This is a genomic window from Clostridioides sp. LIBA-6822 (assembly GCF_056688955.1).
On record NZ_CP196995.1, the window covers coordinates 662,791 to 679,864 of the forward strand.

Sequence of the window (17,074 nt, forward strand, 5' to 3'; positions counted from 1 at the left end):
TATTGAACTGGAAAAATTAAATTTTGAAAAAAGGAAGATTTAAATATGTGTGATGAATTTGTAAACGTAACAGAAGAAAATCTTGCCAATGAACATTTATGTTGTATTATCCGTATCAGAAAGCCACATCAAGGTATTGAAGCCAAAAAGCAATGGATTTCTGAACGATTAAGAGAAGGGCATACCTTTAGAAAATTAAATGTCAAAGGTACTGTATTTATTGAGTATGCACCTGTTGAGACTGCATGGGTTCCTATTACTGGTGATAACTATTACTATATCTATTGCTTGTGGGTCTTGGGTGATTATAAAGGAAAAGGGTATGCGAAATCGTTAATGGAGTATTGTGTGGCAGATGCTAAAGAGAATGGGAAATCTGGTATTTGTATGCTTGGAGCAAAAAAACAAAAAGCATGGCTTTCAGACCAAGCATTTGCGAAAAAATTTGGATTTGAGGTAGTTGATAGTACTGATAGCGGATATGAACTACTTGCACTTTCTTTTGATGGAACAACACCAGCGTTCAAGCAAAATGCAAAATCGTGTGAAATTGAGAGTGAGAAACTAACCATCTATTATGATATGCAATGTCCTTTTATCTATCAAAATATTGAAATATTAAAAGAGTATTGCACGACACATGATGTTCCAGCTTCATTTATTGAGATAGATACATTACAAAAAGCAAAGGAATTACCTTGTGTTTTTAATAACTTCGCATTATTTTATAAAGGAAAATTTGAAACAGTGAATTTATTAGATGTTGCTCATTTGAAAAAAATACTAAAGAAATGATGGAGTTACATAGAAAAATTTGAAGATTTGAAAGAAAGTTATGGTGAGTGATAGAAATATTATATTTCTAATTTTATATAATAGATTGTTTTTATAGGAAGTATATTGTATTTTGGAAGTATATTTATTATTAGGTATTTTTGTAATAATAGTAATGAAACTAAAAGGCTACAAACAGAAATAGTGCAGGTACAAGTTTGTAGCCAAGTAATGTTCTTTTTGTTGTGGTTGCGGAAGTCTTTAGATTTTCCGCTATGTTTGTGTGTAGGCAAATGCCTGGATTATGTTATCACTCAAAACAATACTATTAATAAGAGTTGTGTTAAAAATCATATAATTTTAATTTAGAGTATTCATTTTTTTAATCTCTTAAAATAAGAGATAATTTTTTGGGAAGTCAAATATTTTACATATAAGATTGACTTATATTGACATATTTAGTTATTCTAGATTTAAAAGAAGAGAGGTGGCTATATGAATTTAATTTTGAATGACATTCTTAGGACTGTTGTATTAAGTGGTTTATGTATAGTTATCCTATTGAGTTTTAGAATGACTATATTTAAAAGGTTTAGTAAAAGATTTAATTATTATATTTGGTTGATTGTAATTATTAAGTTATTACTGCCATTTACATACTATACTTTTACGTTTAATAGACAAGAATACAAATATACTATTAATAAGGTATATTTAGAAAATATTAATAATCTTCTCACTTCGAAAAATAGCATTTTATTTTTTATTTGGATTACTAGTATAATAATATATTTAGTTTATATTAGTTGGAAATACGTTAAGGTTAAAATTTTAATAAATGATTTATCCTATGATGTGGAGGATAAAGAGATAAAAAATCTTTATGAGAATTTATTAAAGGAACTTAGTATAAATAAAAAGATACAGCTTAAATACTCCTATGAAGTTGAGACTCCGGTGTTTTTTAATTCAAGTGTGATTTTACCACCTTATGATTATACTTTAAAAGAGTTGGATTGGATATTTAGACATGAGCTTATGCATTTTAAGAGCAAAGACCTTTATATTAAGTATTTGGTGTTGTTTTTAAAATGTGTTTATTGGTTTAATCCTTTTATATATGTAATGGAGAAGTTTATAGATTTGGATTGTGAGCTTTATTGTGATGAAAGGGTTTTAAAGAATCGTACTATAGAGGAGAGACAGGATTACGCATTAACTATAATAAATGCAATGAGGAAAGGTTCAAGTCATTCAAATAAGTTTGTAGCTGGATTACATAAGGAGTCGGATATTAGAAAAAGAGTATCTAGTATGTTTAATGAAAGGTGTAGAAGTGGTATTTTGATGGTGGTAATTTTATGTTTGTTATCTTCTATTACATATTTTAAATTTGATATAATTAGTTACACGCAATTAAATTATCCACTACATAAACAGTCGCCTATTGAGAATAATAATCAGAGCTTAAAGTATTTAGGAACTGTTAATACAGATGAGTAATATAAAATTTAAATAATAGTAGAAAAAATTTATAATCAGTTTTTTATACATTAAGTAGTGAAGAGGATGTATTTATTAATCTATTACATAAATTAAGTAAATTTGATTGTAAAGAGCAAAGGATTTTATTTTTATATGTAATAATGTAAATCATATTTTTGGGAATTCTTTTGGATTATAGTATTTTAGTGGATACACTTACTATAATAAATTATTATATATAAGTATGCTAGTTATAGTAATTGAATAGATAAAGATAGTATTTAAAATAATTAGTTTAAAGGAGAAAAATTGACTTATGAAAAAGCAATTGGAAGATATGACTTTAGAGGAATTATGGGAGTTGTTCCCAATCGTCTTGACTGCTCATAAGGACTGTTGGAAAGATTGGTTTAAGGAAGAAAAATTCAGGTTAACTGAGGTATTACCTATGCAAAATATTGTTAGAATAAGTCATATTGGAAGCACTTCTGTGAGTACAATCTATGCCAAACCAATTGTTGATATACTGATTGAGATAATAAAAGATTGTAGTATGAAACATATTAAAGAATTAATTGAGTCAACGGGATATATTTGTATGTCGGGGAGTAGTAGCAGGGTTTCACTTAATAAAGGATATACAATAGATGGTTTTGAAGAAAGAGTTTTTCATTTGCATATAAGATATGTAGGGGATAATGATGAGTTGTTTTTTAGAGATTATTTAATTGACAATCCAAGTGTTGCTAAAGAGTATGAAGAACTTAAGTTAAACCTATGGAAGAAGTATGAGCATAATCGTGATGCTTATACAGATAGTAAGTCGGATTTTATTAAAGAAATTACTGAAAGAGCAAAAGTATTGTATTCTAATAGATACAGTTAGAAATTTATTTATATATTTTTTAATTAGGTCATTTATTGATTTTTAATGTGTGTTAAGTTATATAAAGATATAGAAATAGAGTTTATTAGATTGTATAAGATTACATAAAAAGGGAAGTTATCTTGTTTAGATTATGTGAATTTAAATCAAAAATGGTAATGAGATTGATTAGACTATATAAACTTAAATAAAAAAGGATAATGAGATTGACTAAGTTATATAAATTTAAACTAAAAAGGTAATCAGATTGATTGCCCTTTTTCTTTTATTAAAAGCTTTTAAATTAAAAGTGCTGAAAAGTTGTTTCATTTTATGAATGAGTTTTGATATATTAGAAGCTCTAGAATTGTAAGGATATGGTATAGTATATCACTATTTAAATAAGAAAAATTAAATATATCATAAAGTACAGAATACAAAAAGTAGCAAATTTTGTTTTATTTATTTGTATTAATATAATATTTATATATTGACCTTTAGACAAATGTCTAATAAAATAAAGTTAAAGGTGTGTGATTATATTGAAGAAAATACCAAAGTCTGAATTGTTAGTTATGAATTTTATCTGGGATAAAGATATGGATAAGATACCTGCGAGAGAAGTAGCTCATTTTATGGAAGAATGTCATGAATGGACAAAAGGGACTACAGGGAAAGTCCTTTCTCGATTGAGCGACAAAGGATTTTTAGAATTTGAAAAAGATGGTAGAAATACTGTGTATACTGTTAAGATTAAGCGTGAAGAGTATTTGAAGTTTGAAACAAAAGATTTCTTTGAATTTATGCATAAGAATTCTATGCATAGCTTTATTTCATCATTGGGTTGTGAAAATGAAATATCAGATGACGATATAAAAGAGCTTGAGAAATGGATAAAAAAAAGAAAATAGGAGAAGTATCTTATGGAACTTTTTATCGAGATTGTAAAATTAAATATTTATATGAGTATACCAATTCTTTTGTTTATTTTATTTACTAAAAAAGTAAATAGATATACCTGTAAGTTTTATTACTTAATGTGTATCTTAATAATATTTAGACTGTTATTTATATCTAAAATAAATCTAAATATATTGACTATCAATAGTAACACAATTAAGAATTATAAACATAGTATTGATAGTTATATATCATATGGTTATAGTATTAATCTAGATATATTTATGTATATTTGGATGCTAGGTATTGTATTAATATCTTTTCATTATTTAAAAGCTAATTTTAAATTTTATAGTTATGTAGAAAATTTGCAAGAAGAAGTTTTAGATGCAAATATCATTAATGTCTTAAATGAACAAGTAAAAAAATTAAATATAAATAGAATATTTAAAGTATATAGAGTTAAAGGGATTTATTCCCCAGCTATTATAGGCTTAAGAGATTATAAAATAATAATTCCAGAAAAAGAATATAGTAATAGACAATTAAATTTTATCTTTAGACATGAACTGGTTCATTATAAAAGGAAAGATAATTTGTTTAAAGCTATGGTTAGTCTTGTATGTACAATACACTGGTTTAATCCAATTTGTTACTTATTAAAGAAACAATTTAATGAATTATGTGAATTATCTTGTGATGAAATTGTGATTGATGAATATACCTCAAGTGAAATCGAGGAATATGCGTATCTAGTATTAGATACAATAAAATATAAAAAAACATTAAGGTATTCAGTATATGTATCTCAGTTTAGAAATGAAAAAAATATTATTTTAAAAAAGAGGTTGAATTGTATGTTTAATAAAGATAAAAAGAAAATTAATCTAGGTTTTAAACTTTTATTAACTTTTATAATAATCGGGTCTATGTTTTCTATTAATGCTAATTCTGAACAGAATGAGGATATATTAGGAGATACTGGTGGTAATATTAGTTATAATAAAAATGGAGAAACATATGGTCCATCTATAACAGATTCAAATGGAAATTCAATTGAACCAGAACTTATAGCAGCAATAGGATTAGGAAAGAAATTAGGGTATGTAAGGAAAAGGGATTTGTATGATTGTGATAATCAACCAAAAACACCAGAAGAAGCCGTTGCCTATACAAGAAAAAGAAATCTAAGTATATTTAAAAGAAGCATACCTCTTTATGATAAAGAAGGTGTAAAAATTATAGGAAGATTTAGAATTAATTAAAAGAAAAAAGGGTATGCTCAAATGAATTTTGATAAAAATAATTTTAAAATAGGATATGAATATGAAAGAAATACTTATATGTTAATTAAAAAACTTGGATACTTTATAATTGGCTACATTTCAAATAAAAAATAGATTATGATGTTAATTATTTCAAATAAAAATATTATAGATTTAATATTAGAACCTAATGGGTGAATAGATTTATATGTGGGGATAGGATATAAAGCGGTTTGACAAATATCTTGACAAATCAAAAGATGTTATGAATATGAAAAAAGCAGTTAATTTAGTAGTTTTTGATTTATAAATATAAAATAAAAAGGAGATGTCTCAAAATACAAATTTGTATCATCTCCTTTTTTCAAAACCTAGGGTTTTAGCTATCTAAGATTGTATAATAATATATTGATAAATACATTGGCAATGGTAGCATTAAGCCACTTTTTAAGTAGTAAAGTACACTGATGTCCAACAAAACTTTTTTAAATAGCCATTTAGCATTTTCAATCCTAATTTATTAGATATATTCTTAAATTGTAGAGGAGCCACTTACTTGTAACTCCATAAAATACACACCTATAAATTTATCTATATTGGATATTCTACAAATATATTAATTTACTTCCTATAAACTCATTTTATTTTCCTTGAGTTAATACCTTTCTTATCTCAACATTATTAGACGTAAACTTGATTAGTATTGGTATAAATATCAACTGAACTAACATACCTGGAATAGCTTGTACTATGTTTCCAAAAACAAATATTAAAGGACTTACTTGAGGTGCTATTGTAAGCGAAACTATAAATGCACCTACAACTGCAAATAACCTACCAACTAACATTGCACCTATAAGGCTTAAATAAATTTTATTACTCTTAGAAAATAAAATCCCTGTTACTAATCCATAACCACAAAGCTCAAAAACCATTATAGGCATTACTGGAACTAAAGGTGGCATACCTGTCATAACACCACTTAATATAGGTGTAATTATTCCCACTATCGCCCCATAACTTGGACCTAATAAAAATCCAGCTATTAATACAGGAATATGCATAGGTAAAAATATAGGACCTGCTAAATTAAACGTATGGAAAAACATAGGTAGTATAATTCCAAATGCTATGAATATACCAGATAAAATCATTTTTTTAGTTTTCATGGAAATCCCCCTAATATAATTATTTATTTCTTTATTACTATGTAATAAATTTCATCATTTTCAAAAGCTTGTTCAACATCCAAGCCTATTTCCTCAAATAATTTTCTTTGTTTATCTATAGGTATGAGTCTATCCTCACTAACACTTTCATCAACGTCTTTATGCATATTGTTTAAAAACTCTCTGCTGTTTGAATGAGCGATTATAAGCTTACCATTTTTCTTTAAATTGTTTTTTACTAGCGACTTTATAGTCATAGTTTTGTTTTGAAGATGTGGAAACATTGAATATAAAATTATTTTGTCATATCTATCATCTATTGTGTCTTTTTCTACATCTGTTATTTCAAAAGATACATTTTTATAGTTTTTAAATTTGTCACTTGCTACTTCAAGCATTCCCTTTGAGATATCTACTCCTTTTATATATCCATTAGGATTTAGATTTGTCAAAAATGGTATTAATACTCCTGTTCCTGTACCTACATCAAGTATCTTATCTTTATCTTTTATACCTATCTTTGACAAAAGAGTATTTATCTTTCCTTCATTTACTTCTATTCTATTGTCCCAATCCTTTGCTATTTGGTCAAAAAACTCTTTTTGATTCATCATATAGCCCCCTTTCATTATACCCAAAACCCTATAATACATTATTTTTCATGTCGCAAATATTTAATCCATTGGACACAAAAAAAGCCATGAAGATTCTATAAACCTTCATGGTTTTGGTTTTAAAATTTATATTTTTAGTATAATTATAGTAACACTTATCTATATTTGTCAATGAATATTTAGTATATTTATAAACTTTAATTTTATTAATAATTAAAGTTTGAAATACTTTGTTTTTGGGGCAAGGAAAATAAAATATTAGTTGTGTCTTTTCATTGGAATAGGCAATTAATTTGTTGTATATAAAACAATTCTGTTCACATTTAATTAGCTTTATATGTATAATTTATAATATAATATTTAAGTATAACTATGTTTTTGAGATATAGAATCATGTAGGAGGTAGAATATTCTAATAAATCTATTTGAATATTCTAGATAGTGTATTATTTTTTAACCAAATCATTTTCATTCATTTTGCCAAAATTGAGGAAATATAAATCCTTTAATTCCTACTATATTTTTGTATCTTCAAAATTTATAAAAGGTATCTTAATAGTCATAATGAATTTTAAAAAAACTTAATTACAATTTTTAAAGATATAAAAGATATAGATAAAGACAACATACAAAATCATAGTATATTGTCTTTATTTTATATCTTTAAATTACAACAGTCACTGATAAACCCTTTCTGCCATAAAACTTTACTTAAATTCAACATCAGTATATCCAGTTAGAGAAATACCAATTTGAGTGGCTTCAGTACCTTTCTTATAATTAAATCCAGTATCTGTCTTAGTAAAATAATTAGGATAAACAAGTAAATCATATATTAAGAAGTCTTTATCTGTAGCTGTTAAAGAAATCTTGCTATTATCATATTTATTCTTTGAAGTAAATTGAATTCCTCCATTTGCAGCATCAATGTTTATTACATCAGTACAATTATTTGGCAAGTCATAACTAAAGTCACCATTACGAACTTTGACATTCATAACATGTTTTACATTTGGAACATAAAGCTTAACAAAGTCTGTGTTACCCATTGATGAAACTTTTCCAGATATACGAACTATCCATTTACCATTCTCTTTTGTAATATGAACATCATAGTATTTACCATCATAGCTAGCTTCTATTTCATTGGAAGAGGAAGGCAGTATCTCCAAACCTCCATTATAAATATCAAAAGACATATCGAGACTTTGTATATTATCTGGTAGTTTGCCACTACTAGAAACGTCTAGTTTTTGCGTATTATCTGCTGATTTATTGTTGTTTTTATGTGTGTCTGAATTTGAATTGTTTTTAGTAGAAGGATTAGAATTTATCTTTTTGTTTTTATTGTTATCAACTTGAATTTGTGGTATTGTATATGCTCCAATAGCCGTTGCCCCAACTGTAAATAAAATCGTTATCATAAGTGTAAAGAAGACTACTAATTTTGATTTTTTTCTAAAATTCATAATTGCCCCCAACCTTTCTTTTAGTAATTTCTTGCTTTCACTTAGAGTGACAGAAGCAAGGGATTCTTTATATTTTCCAACAGTTGCTATAGAGTCTAGTAGAGTCTTTCCATAGTCTTGTACATTACTTGAATCTAGTTTTTTGATAATTGCTTCATCACAAGAGAACTCACATGCTTTGTTAATTTCTTTCCCCATAAGATATACAAGGGGATTAAACCAGTGTAAGCAAACTGTAATTTGTACTAGCCATTTATAGAACATATCTAATCGACGATAATGTGTAAGTTCATGTAGCACGATATACTGGAAATCTTTTTCTGTAATATCTGCCCTTGGTAGTACAATACATGGACGGAAAAATCCAATCAATAATGGAGAAGAAATAAGTGGGTTGATGCAAAGCTCTATAGCCCTTTTTATTTTTGTTTGACCTCCAATAATTGCAAGTCTGTCCAATAGCTCTATGTCTGAAATAGGGACTTGTCCAGCTTGTATATATCGTACAAAGCTTTGATAAATTGTTACCTTTCGTATGAATAGGATAAGAGCAATTACCAACCAAATTAGCCAAGTGTTATTTACTAATAAAGTAATTATGTCTTGCACTGCCTGGTTATTAGTGGGTGACTCTGTTTTATTTATATCTTTTTGATTGTTTTGTTCATTATTAATGGATTGTGTATTTTCATTATCACTTAAAATAGATTGATTTTGTTGTGTAGGGTGATTTTCATCAGTGTGATATATAGCATTGTCAAATATTTGAAAAATGCTTCCCATCAAGTTTGTTTCTGGTGTAAATGGTAATAATAGTCTCATAATGACAATTAGCCAGATATAATATTGCCATTGCCTACTTATTTTGTCTTTAAAAATTTGCTTGAATGAAAAAAGAATTAGAATAAGCAGTGAACCAGAAAGGGACATTGACAAGAATACTTTCATTACATTATTCATTTATCTTTTTCCCCCCTCCAAAAGCTCCTTTAGTTCATCGTATTCTTCATCAGTTAGCAAATCACTTTGAATTAAATTGGAGACAAGACCTTTTACATTCCCTTCATAGACTTTATCAAGTAGTTTTTTTGTTTGGCTTGTCTGATATTCTGCTTCTGATATAAGGGGAGTGTATTCATTTCGGCGTCCTAATTTTTTTGCTTTTAGATACCCTTTATCCATAAGTCGAGATAAAAGTGTTATTAGTGTATTTTTTTGCCATGTTTTACCTAATGATGTTAACTCGTCTAAAAGAAATGCAAAAAGTACTGGTTCATTATTTGCCCAAATGATTTTCATAATTTCAAGCTCAGCATCTGATAGTTGTTGAACCACTTGAATCTACCTCCTTTTGTATGACATTATGTCATTTTATTTTAGTATAATGCCATGTCATACATTTGTCAATAAACTTATTTAACTTAGAAGGAGTGATAGTTAGAAGTGAGGATTTTTTGGTGAAATGGTAGAAAATATGGTTGCTAAAAGAAGAAAGTCAGTGATAGATAGAAAAAATCAATATAAGTGGTAGATGGGAAAGCTAGTAATAGAAAAGATTAATAATAAGTAGAGATAGTGATAAGAAAAGATTAATTACAAAGATAAAGAATAAGAATAAAGTCTAATAATAGAAAAGATTAATAATAAGTAGAGATAGTGATAAGAAAAGATTAATTACAAAGATAAAGAATAAGAATAAAGTCTAATAATAGAAAAGATTAATAATAAGTAGAGATAGCGAGAAGAAAAGATTAATTACAAAGATAAAAAATAAGAATAAAGAAGTAATTACAAAAAGAAATAACAAGAATAAAAGATTAATTATAAAAAAAGAGATAATTACAAAAGAAATAACAAGAGTAAATATTAATGACAAAAAGGAAGAACCAATAACATATAAATACAAATATTGTTATTGATTCCATGTATATGCAAGTTTTTATATATATAATTTTTTATATAAAGATTCTAGTAATGAGATTGGATAATAGGAATATTCTTAGATTTATATTAAGATACCTAATATAGTTTTGGTTAAAATAATCTAATATAAAGAAATAAAGAAAATTCATTATCTGTATAAGAGATATTTAATTCTCCATTGTACTTATCAACAATTCCTCTAATATTCTCAATACCATATCCATGAGAATAACTATCTTTTTTGTCTGAAACAAATAAATCTTGCTTTTTATTGATAGGATTTACTTTGTTGTTTGTCAACAAATAGCTAAAATACTCCTTTTCACAACGTGCCTTTAACACCACTTTTCTATTTGATAAATCTTGTATCTTCAAAGAAGCTTCTATAGCATTATCCAAAGAATTTGAAAAAATAGTACATAAATCTATAGGCTCTATACCTAAGTGATTGTCTATGTCTATATTAAAGTGGACATCAACTCCATTTTCTTCTAATTTTGTATGGCGAAGATTTAAAATTGAATTAAGAGCTTGATTTTTACAAAATTGCTTTCCACTAAGAGTACCAAGGCTTATTTTCAACTGATTAAAATATTCTTTAGCACCATCAGTATCGTTAACCTCTAAATACGATTCAATCATCTGAAAGTGGTTATTCATATCATGTCGTATTTTACGTATTTGAATTTGTTGATTTTCTAGCAAATCGTAGTATTTTTCTTTTATATGATTTGCTTGTTTTTCTATCTTCATCTTTACATTTTCAATTAGTGGTTGTAAAAGAAGTATTACACCAATATTTGCTATAATTGCTGATAAAATGATTATATAAGTTCCATAAGGCAAGTCGCCTAAAAAAATATTATTTACACTACCCATAGGAATTAAATTAGTTGGTGGCAGAATAATAGCAATTAATATTGATAAAAATGAAGCCATACATACCATGTCGATAAAAATCCATATCTTATTTGATAGGTATTGTTTTATATTGATTAATCTATTTTTTAAGAAAATATGTATTAAAAACCAAAACAATAGTTTAATCAGAGCGGAAATTATCTTGACAATTGAAAGTATAAAAAGATAATCCCTTGAACAGATAAGCCCACTATACAGAGGATTGTTTATAAAAAGAAAATTAATACCAACTATAATAGGGTAGAGTATCATGATAATTGATACTATGGGAATTAATTTACTTTTACTACAGATTATAAGCATTATAAAATACCCAAGTAGTGTAAATAGAATATTTACAGGGTCAGAAACCCATATTATCATTTGACTAATAATAGAGTAGCCAAAAATTAATATGACTTTAAAAATCCAATGATTTCTAAAGTCTATAAAATAAGAAGTCAACTTATAAAGAAAAAAGGCTATATAAATATGAATTAAAACTATGATAAAAGTTGTACCATTATTAATTAAAGAATAAGAATTCATTTAAGATACCTTTCTAAAAAATAATATTTTAATATGTATTTTGAAACTAATATTCTAATATCGTCCTTGAATTTAAGTTTCTAATATACTTTTTGAAATTAAGACTCTAACATATACCTTGTAAATTTTCCTACGACTTCCTGATATTTTTTACGGCTTATAGGTATTTTTTCATTCTGAACTTTAGCATAAGTTTGACTTATACTATCTACATGGTTTAGATTAACAATATACCTTTGATGTGTACGTATAAAGTTAGAGGGGAGAATACTTTCCATATCGTTTAACTTTCCATAATATTCTAATGTTCTCTCAAAGGTTACTACAGTCAATTTTCTTAGCTCACTTTTAAAATAGATAATATCTTTCATATTGATTTTACAAAGGTTAGTTCCAATTTGAACTGTAATAAAATTTTCTTTCCATTGTTCTAATTTTTTTAGTGCTTCTTTTAATACCTCACATATTTTTTCACTTTTATAAGGCTTTAAAATATAGTTCAAAGCTCCTACATCATATCCGTGAAATACATAATCAGAAAATCCTGTGACAAAGATGATTATAGTGTCTTTTGAATATGTTCGTATAGCTTTTGCTACATCAACACCGTTGCTTTTTCCAAGTTCAATATCTAAAAAAATAATATCCATATAATAGCTTTCGTGTTCTAGGTTATATAGTAGGCTTTCACCATTTGAGTATTCTTTTATTTGGCATGGGTAACCCCACAAATCCATTTCTCTTGTAATGATTTTATTTAACATGTTTCTTTGTTGTTTTTCATCATCACAAATACAAATCGAAATCAATGTCTAATCTCCTTTCAAGTTTTTTGTTTATATAATTAAGTATATAATATATTTTGCTACCTAGATATATAAAATGAGATAACAAATATATCCAGGTAGCAAGATAAAGTTTTCTATATTAGTATGGGTTTATACCTAAAACTATTTTATTAAACTTGAAACTATCTTATTAAACTTATTTTAAGATTCCAGTGATTTTTCTTATTTTGAAATCCCAATAATATTTTTGAATTTTTTATATGTTAATAGATATATAAGGAACATATAAATACCACAAAGCCCTATAAGACCTAAATTTATCAAAAGAGCATTGACCTCACTACTTACAATTCTACCATCATTGTTAAGCATAATCATAAGGTTAAACAGATAGATTACAAAGCTTCCTACAATAAGAGGGTATGAAAACACCTTCTTTAATTGGTTTCTAATACAGAATTTTATATAGTCGTTATTCGCTCCTAATCGACTTAAATCCATAAAAACCTGCTTATGATTTACAGCTATAGTAACACCTCTTGTATATGCAATGATTCCAACTGCTGTAAAGCAGATGATTGCCACATATATGAATAACATCAAGAAGACTGCCATATTTTTTATCATATCTTGACTTTGTAAAATTTTAAAATTAGGATAGTACTTCCAATTAAGATATAATTGATTATTATCTGGTTCTAGTTTTAAAGGACCTTCTCCACTTGGATAACTTTCATCCATAAAATACTTTTCTCCAGTTGATTCATAACGTTTTTTTACATACTCATCATAACTAGTGAACATTCCCAATTCTTTAGATGTTCTTTTTATAATCTCTGCCTTTAAATCACTAGCAAAAGCATAAGTATCTTTAGACTTATCTACATTAAATAGTACAGAATTATTGTAATTTTTTATAGATAAATCCTTAGCAAATGCTTTATAATCATTTTCATTAAGAACATAAACATTCATACTTTTATTTTGAAAAAAAGAACCATTAAAGATTAGGTTTCCAGCATGTTTAAAAGGAATTTCTTTTTCTGTTACTGGACTTGATATAAATTTGGTATAATCAGAACCTTTATTTTCATTTTCCTTATTTACAACAGCGAGATATTCCCCACTTTTTATAGTTATGGGTTTGCCAATTAATTTAGAAAAATCTTTGGAATTAAAGAACATGTCATATGAACTTTTTTTTAGGTACACCTTATCAATAGTTCCATTTTTATGATGTGTTGACTCTGTACCATCAACAATCAATTCAATAGAAGGAATTTCCATATAGTTTTGAATATCTATATTATATTTATCTGCTAATTGTTCAATATCTTCTTTTGATACCTGTTTATCTCTTTGATTGTAGGTAAAAGTGTAATCTATAGGGTTGTTTTTAAGATTATCATAAATTCCTGTAACCATGTTAGGAACATAGAATACAGCAAATAATGCTCCTGCAATTAAAAATGAAATAACACACATATTTTTTACTGTCTGTCTTCCCATAAATCTCATCATGCTAGTTGATATGATATTTTTGTAGTATTTTTCAGGATGTTTTCCTCTTTTTGCGTGTACAACTATATATGTCATAATCATATAGATTCCAACAGCAGAGAATAGATAGGTAATGCTCCATATAGATGGTAATAGATAATTTAATTTATCTATAACTATTGAAGGTACAACATAACCTAAAACAATACCTAGTATAGTAAAAACTATACCTAATATACCATACCATTCCTTTACATCATGTATTGGTTCAGATATTCTTTGGTCATTTAGTATATCAATTATATTTGTACGATTAATAAATTTTACTGAAAGCATAAATATACACAATGTCACAAATATACAGAATATAAATCCATAGATGAATCCCTGAGTTCCAAATTGATAAGTCATTTCTCTAGTATCAATAATCACTAATTGGAATATCTTCCATATACCAAAGGATACAGGGATACTTAATATAAGACCTAAAAAACAGCATATTATAGAAATTAATAATATTTCTGAAAATAGAAGTTTTTTTAATTTCTTCTTGTTTGCTCCTAGAGCCATGAAAATACCAATTTCTTTACTTTTAAATTTTAAAAATAGAGAAGAAGCGTATGTAGTAAATACAGCACATCCCAATATGGCAACTGAGAATATCATTGTAGCTTGTTTTCTGCTATCTCCACCAGTTGGCAGGATGTTTTGTACTGTTGGGCTAAAATAAATTAGAGCATATGAAGTAACTAGTACCACAGAAAGTATTATACAAAAGAATAAGGTTGTATAGTTCTTCCAATTATAGGCTCGAAGTCTTCCATATAATTTATTAATTGTCATCTTGACCGCCTCCCATTTCTTTTAAAAGTTCTAGTAATTCATCTAGGAATTCGCGTCTTGAACTTGATTTTACAACCTCCTTATAAACTATTCCATCTTTAAGTACGATAACTCGGTCACAGAAGCTTGCTGCAAAGCTATCATGTGTAACCATAAGTATAGTAGCATCTAACTCCTGCTTTGCCTTTAGAAATGAATTAATGACTGTACGACAAGACTTACTATCAAGGTTACCAGTTGGTTCATCTGCTAATATTAAATCTGGATTGTTCATAAGTGCTCTTGCCACAGCTGTACGTTGTTTTTCTCCACCAGATATTTCAGCAGGGTATTTTTTCTTAATATGTTCAATACCAAACAGTTCACATAGACTGCCAGCACGGTTTTCCATTTGTATGACTTGACCACCTTTGATAATTTGTGGAACGCAGATATTTTCAAAGACGCTAAGCCCATCAAATAGCATGAAGTCTTGGAATACAAATCCTAATTGTTGGTTTCTGACTTCAGAAAGTTCTTTTTCCTGCAAATTTCTTATATTATTGTTTCCAAGAGTTATTTCACCATCATCAATTGGGATAAAGCATGAGATACAGTTTAGGAGAGTGGTTTTTCCGCTTCCTGATGAACCCATAATTGCTACAAATTCCCCTTTATTGATTTCAAAAGAAATATTTTTTAATACTGGATATGTTTTATTACCTGTTTTGTACGATTTATATAAGTTGTTTACTTTAAGCATATATATCATCCTCGCTTTCATTTATCTTGTAAGTCAATGATAGCATTTGAAGGGGTTAGAGGAGTACCAGCTCTATTGTAAGAATTGGGTGTTTTTTTGTAAGACTTGAAAATATATTATTGATAGTATGAGAGATTAGCATAGCGAAATGGATTATATTGAATAGTGATAGTTGAAAAGCTTAAAGGTGTAGAGCATAAGTAAAAAAGTTACAGAGTAGTTGGGCAGTATTTAGAGCAGTAATGTAGAATAAGACGTTATAGAATAGTGAAGTTAGATTAAAGCAAAAATGTATAAAGTAAAAGTAAAAAAGTTATAAAATAGTAAGGTTATATTAAAATAGTAAGGTTATATTATTGAAAAGAATTATAAAGTAATAGAAAAAGGATTTTAAAAATATAAATTCAATAGAATTGAAAAAGTATATCGCAGTATTAAACTAAATAAATTGTTAAAAAGAATTTGAAGTTTGTAGTTAAAAGTATAAAAATACTAGTAGTACAAAAACAATAAAGAATCTTATAAAAATATAAATAGAGATTTAAAGATATCGTAAAAAGCTGTAGAAATACTTTTAAGTCAGTCAAATATTTCTGTATCATAGCAAATCATTATAATAAAGACCTCATCATAGTAAAGTAACTATCATAATAAATATACTATCAAATAAAGGCACTATTTAATAAAAATGCTATTATAGTAAATATAGCATCTAACAAGTGAACTATTTAATAAAAATGCTATCATAGTAAATATAGCATCTAACAAGTGAACTATTTAATAAAAATACTATCATAGTAAAGTAACTATCAAATAAATGAACTATTTAATAAAAATGCTATTATAGTAAATAAACCCTCTGATAAAGGCACTATTTAATAAAAATACTATCATAGTAAAGTAACTATCAAATAAATGAACTATTTAATAAAAATACTATCATAGTAAAGTAACTATCAAATAAATGAACTATTTAATAAAAATGCTATCATAGTAAAGTAACTATCATAATAAATATACCATCTAATAAACATATCATATAATAAAGACATTAATTTCTTACTAAAAAAGCTACTACAATCAACAACGAAAAAACAATTGAAAGTATCGAAAAAGTAAAGTGAGAATTTGAGTCATTATTACGGTTATTAAGCTTTATCCATAAACCATATACAATTGTGCACAATAATAAAACTGCTGAGATTACTCCTATAAATGTAAAAAACATTAAAACTTCCTCCCTATTTAATGTAAGTATCTTTTAGTCAATGAGAATATTTTCAACCAT

At 26.7% G+C, this 17,074-nt stretch carries 14 protein-coding genes; 5 read left to right on the forward strand and 9 right to left on the reverse strand.

Features of this window, described 5'->3' with window-relative positions:
• Positions 1-45 precede the first annotated feature (45 nt).
• The 5 genes from ACTG48_RS03415 to ACTG48_RS03435 all read left to right on the forward strand — a co-directional run bounded on the left by ACTG48_RS03415 (position 46) and on the right by ACTG48_RS03435 (position 5,289).
• Positions 46-795 (forward strand): GNAT family N-acetyltransferase, encoded by a 750-nt coding sequence (locus ACTG48_RS03415; protein ID WP_479918135.1) that lies wholly within the window; start codon positions 46-48, stop codon positions 793-795.
• A gap of 474 nt (positions 796-1,269) precedes the next feature.
• Positions 1,270-2,277 carry a M56 family metallopeptidase gene (locus ACTG48_RS03420; protein ID WP_479918136.1) on the forward strand — a complete coding sequence of 336 codons (1,008 nt, stop codon included), beginning with the start codon at positions 1,270-1,272 and terminating at the stop codon, positions 2,275-2,277.
• A 298-nt stretch (positions 2,278-2,575) separates the two neighbouring features.
• Positions 2,576-3,145: a GrpB family protein gene (locus ACTG48_RS03425; RefSeq protein ID WP_479918137.1), complete on the forward strand. Its 570-nt coding sequence runs from the start codon at positions 2,576-2,578 to the stop codon at positions 3,143-3,145.
• 512 nt (positions 3,146-3,657) lie between these two features.
• The gene (locus ACTG48_RS03430) at positions 3,658-4,035 is read left to right on the forward strand and encodes a BlaI/MecI/CopY family transcriptional regulator (RefSeq protein WP_234781089.1); all 378 of its coding nucleotides are present in this window, start codon (positions 3,658-3,660) and stop codon (positions 4,033-4,035) included.
• 12 nt (positions 4,036-4,047) lie between these two features.
• The gene (locus ACTG48_RS03435) at positions 4,048-5,289 is read left to right on the forward strand and encodes a M56 family metallopeptidase (protein ID WP_479918138.1); all 1,242 of its coding nucleotides are present in this window, start codon (positions 4,048-4,050) and stop codon (positions 5,287-5,289) included.
• Positions 5,290-5,930: 641 nt separating this feature from the next.
• Here the strand turns inward: ACTG48_RS03435 and ACTG48_RS03440 are convergent.
• The 9 genes from ACTG48_RS03440 to ACTG48_RS03480 all read right to left on the reverse strand — a co-directional run bounded on the left by ACTG48_RS03440 (position 5,931) and on the right by ACTG48_RS03480 (position 17,014).
• The gene (locus tag ACTG48_RS03440; protein WP_021383263.1) at positions 5,931-6,458 is read right to left on the reverse strand and encodes an ECF transporter S component; all 528 of its coding nucleotides are present in this window, start codon (positions 6,456-6,458) and stop codon (positions 5,931-5,933) included.
• Between the two features lie 23 nt (positions 6,459-6,481).
• Positions 6,482-7,111 (reverse strand): class I SAM-dependent methyltransferase, encoded by a 630-nt coding sequence (locus tag ACTG48_RS03445; RefSeq protein WP_479918139.1) that lies wholly within the window; start codon positions 7,109-7,111, stop codon positions 6,482-6,484.
• Between the two features lie 668 nt (positions 7,112-7,779).
• Complete coding sequence (locus tag ACTG48_RS03450) at positions 7,780-9,501, reverse strand: M56 family metallopeptidase (RefSeq protein ID WP_479918140.1); 1,722 nt, start codon at positions 9,499-9,501, stop codon at positions 7,780-7,782.
• Entirely contained in the window at positions 9,502-9,876 is a 375-nt protein-coding gene (locus ACTG48_RS03455; RefSeq protein ID WP_021383268.1) for a BlaI/MecI/CopY family transcriptional regulator, read from the reverse strand. It abuts the gene before it with no gap.
• A gap of 699 nt (positions 9,877-10,575) precedes the next feature.
• Positions 10,576-11,403: a sensor histidine kinase gene (locus ACTG48_RS03460; RefSeq protein WP_479918141.1), complete on the reverse strand. Its 828-nt coding sequence runs from the start codon at positions 11,401-11,403 to the stop codon at positions 10,576-10,578.
• Positions 11,404-12,011: 608 nt separating this feature from the next.
• Entirely contained in the window at positions 12,012-12,722 is a 711-nt protein-coding gene (locus ACTG48_RS03465) for a LytR/AlgR family response regulator transcription factor (RefSeq protein WP_479918142.1), read from the reverse strand.
• A gap of 201 nt (positions 12,723-12,923) precedes the next feature.
• Entirely contained in the window at positions 12,924-15,044 is a 2,121-nt protein-coding gene (locus ACTG48_RS03470; RefSeq protein ID WP_479918143.1) for an FtsX-like permease family protein, read from the reverse strand.
• Positions 15,034-15,786: an ABC transporter ATP-binding protein gene (locus ACTG48_RS03475; protein WP_479918144.1), complete on the reverse strand. Its 753-nt coding sequence runs from the start codon at positions 15,784-15,786 to the stop codon at positions 15,034-15,036. Before ACTG48_RS03475 ends, ACTG48_RS03470 begins: the two co-directional genes overlap by 11 nt.
• 1,051 nt (positions 15,787-16,837) lie before the next feature.
• A complete protein-coding gene (locus tag ACTG48_RS03480; protein ID WP_021383287.1) occupies positions 16,838-17,014 on the reverse strand; it encodes a hypothetical protein in 177 nt (58 codons plus the stop codon).
• Between the last annotated feature and the right edge of the window lie 60 nt (positions 17,015-17,074).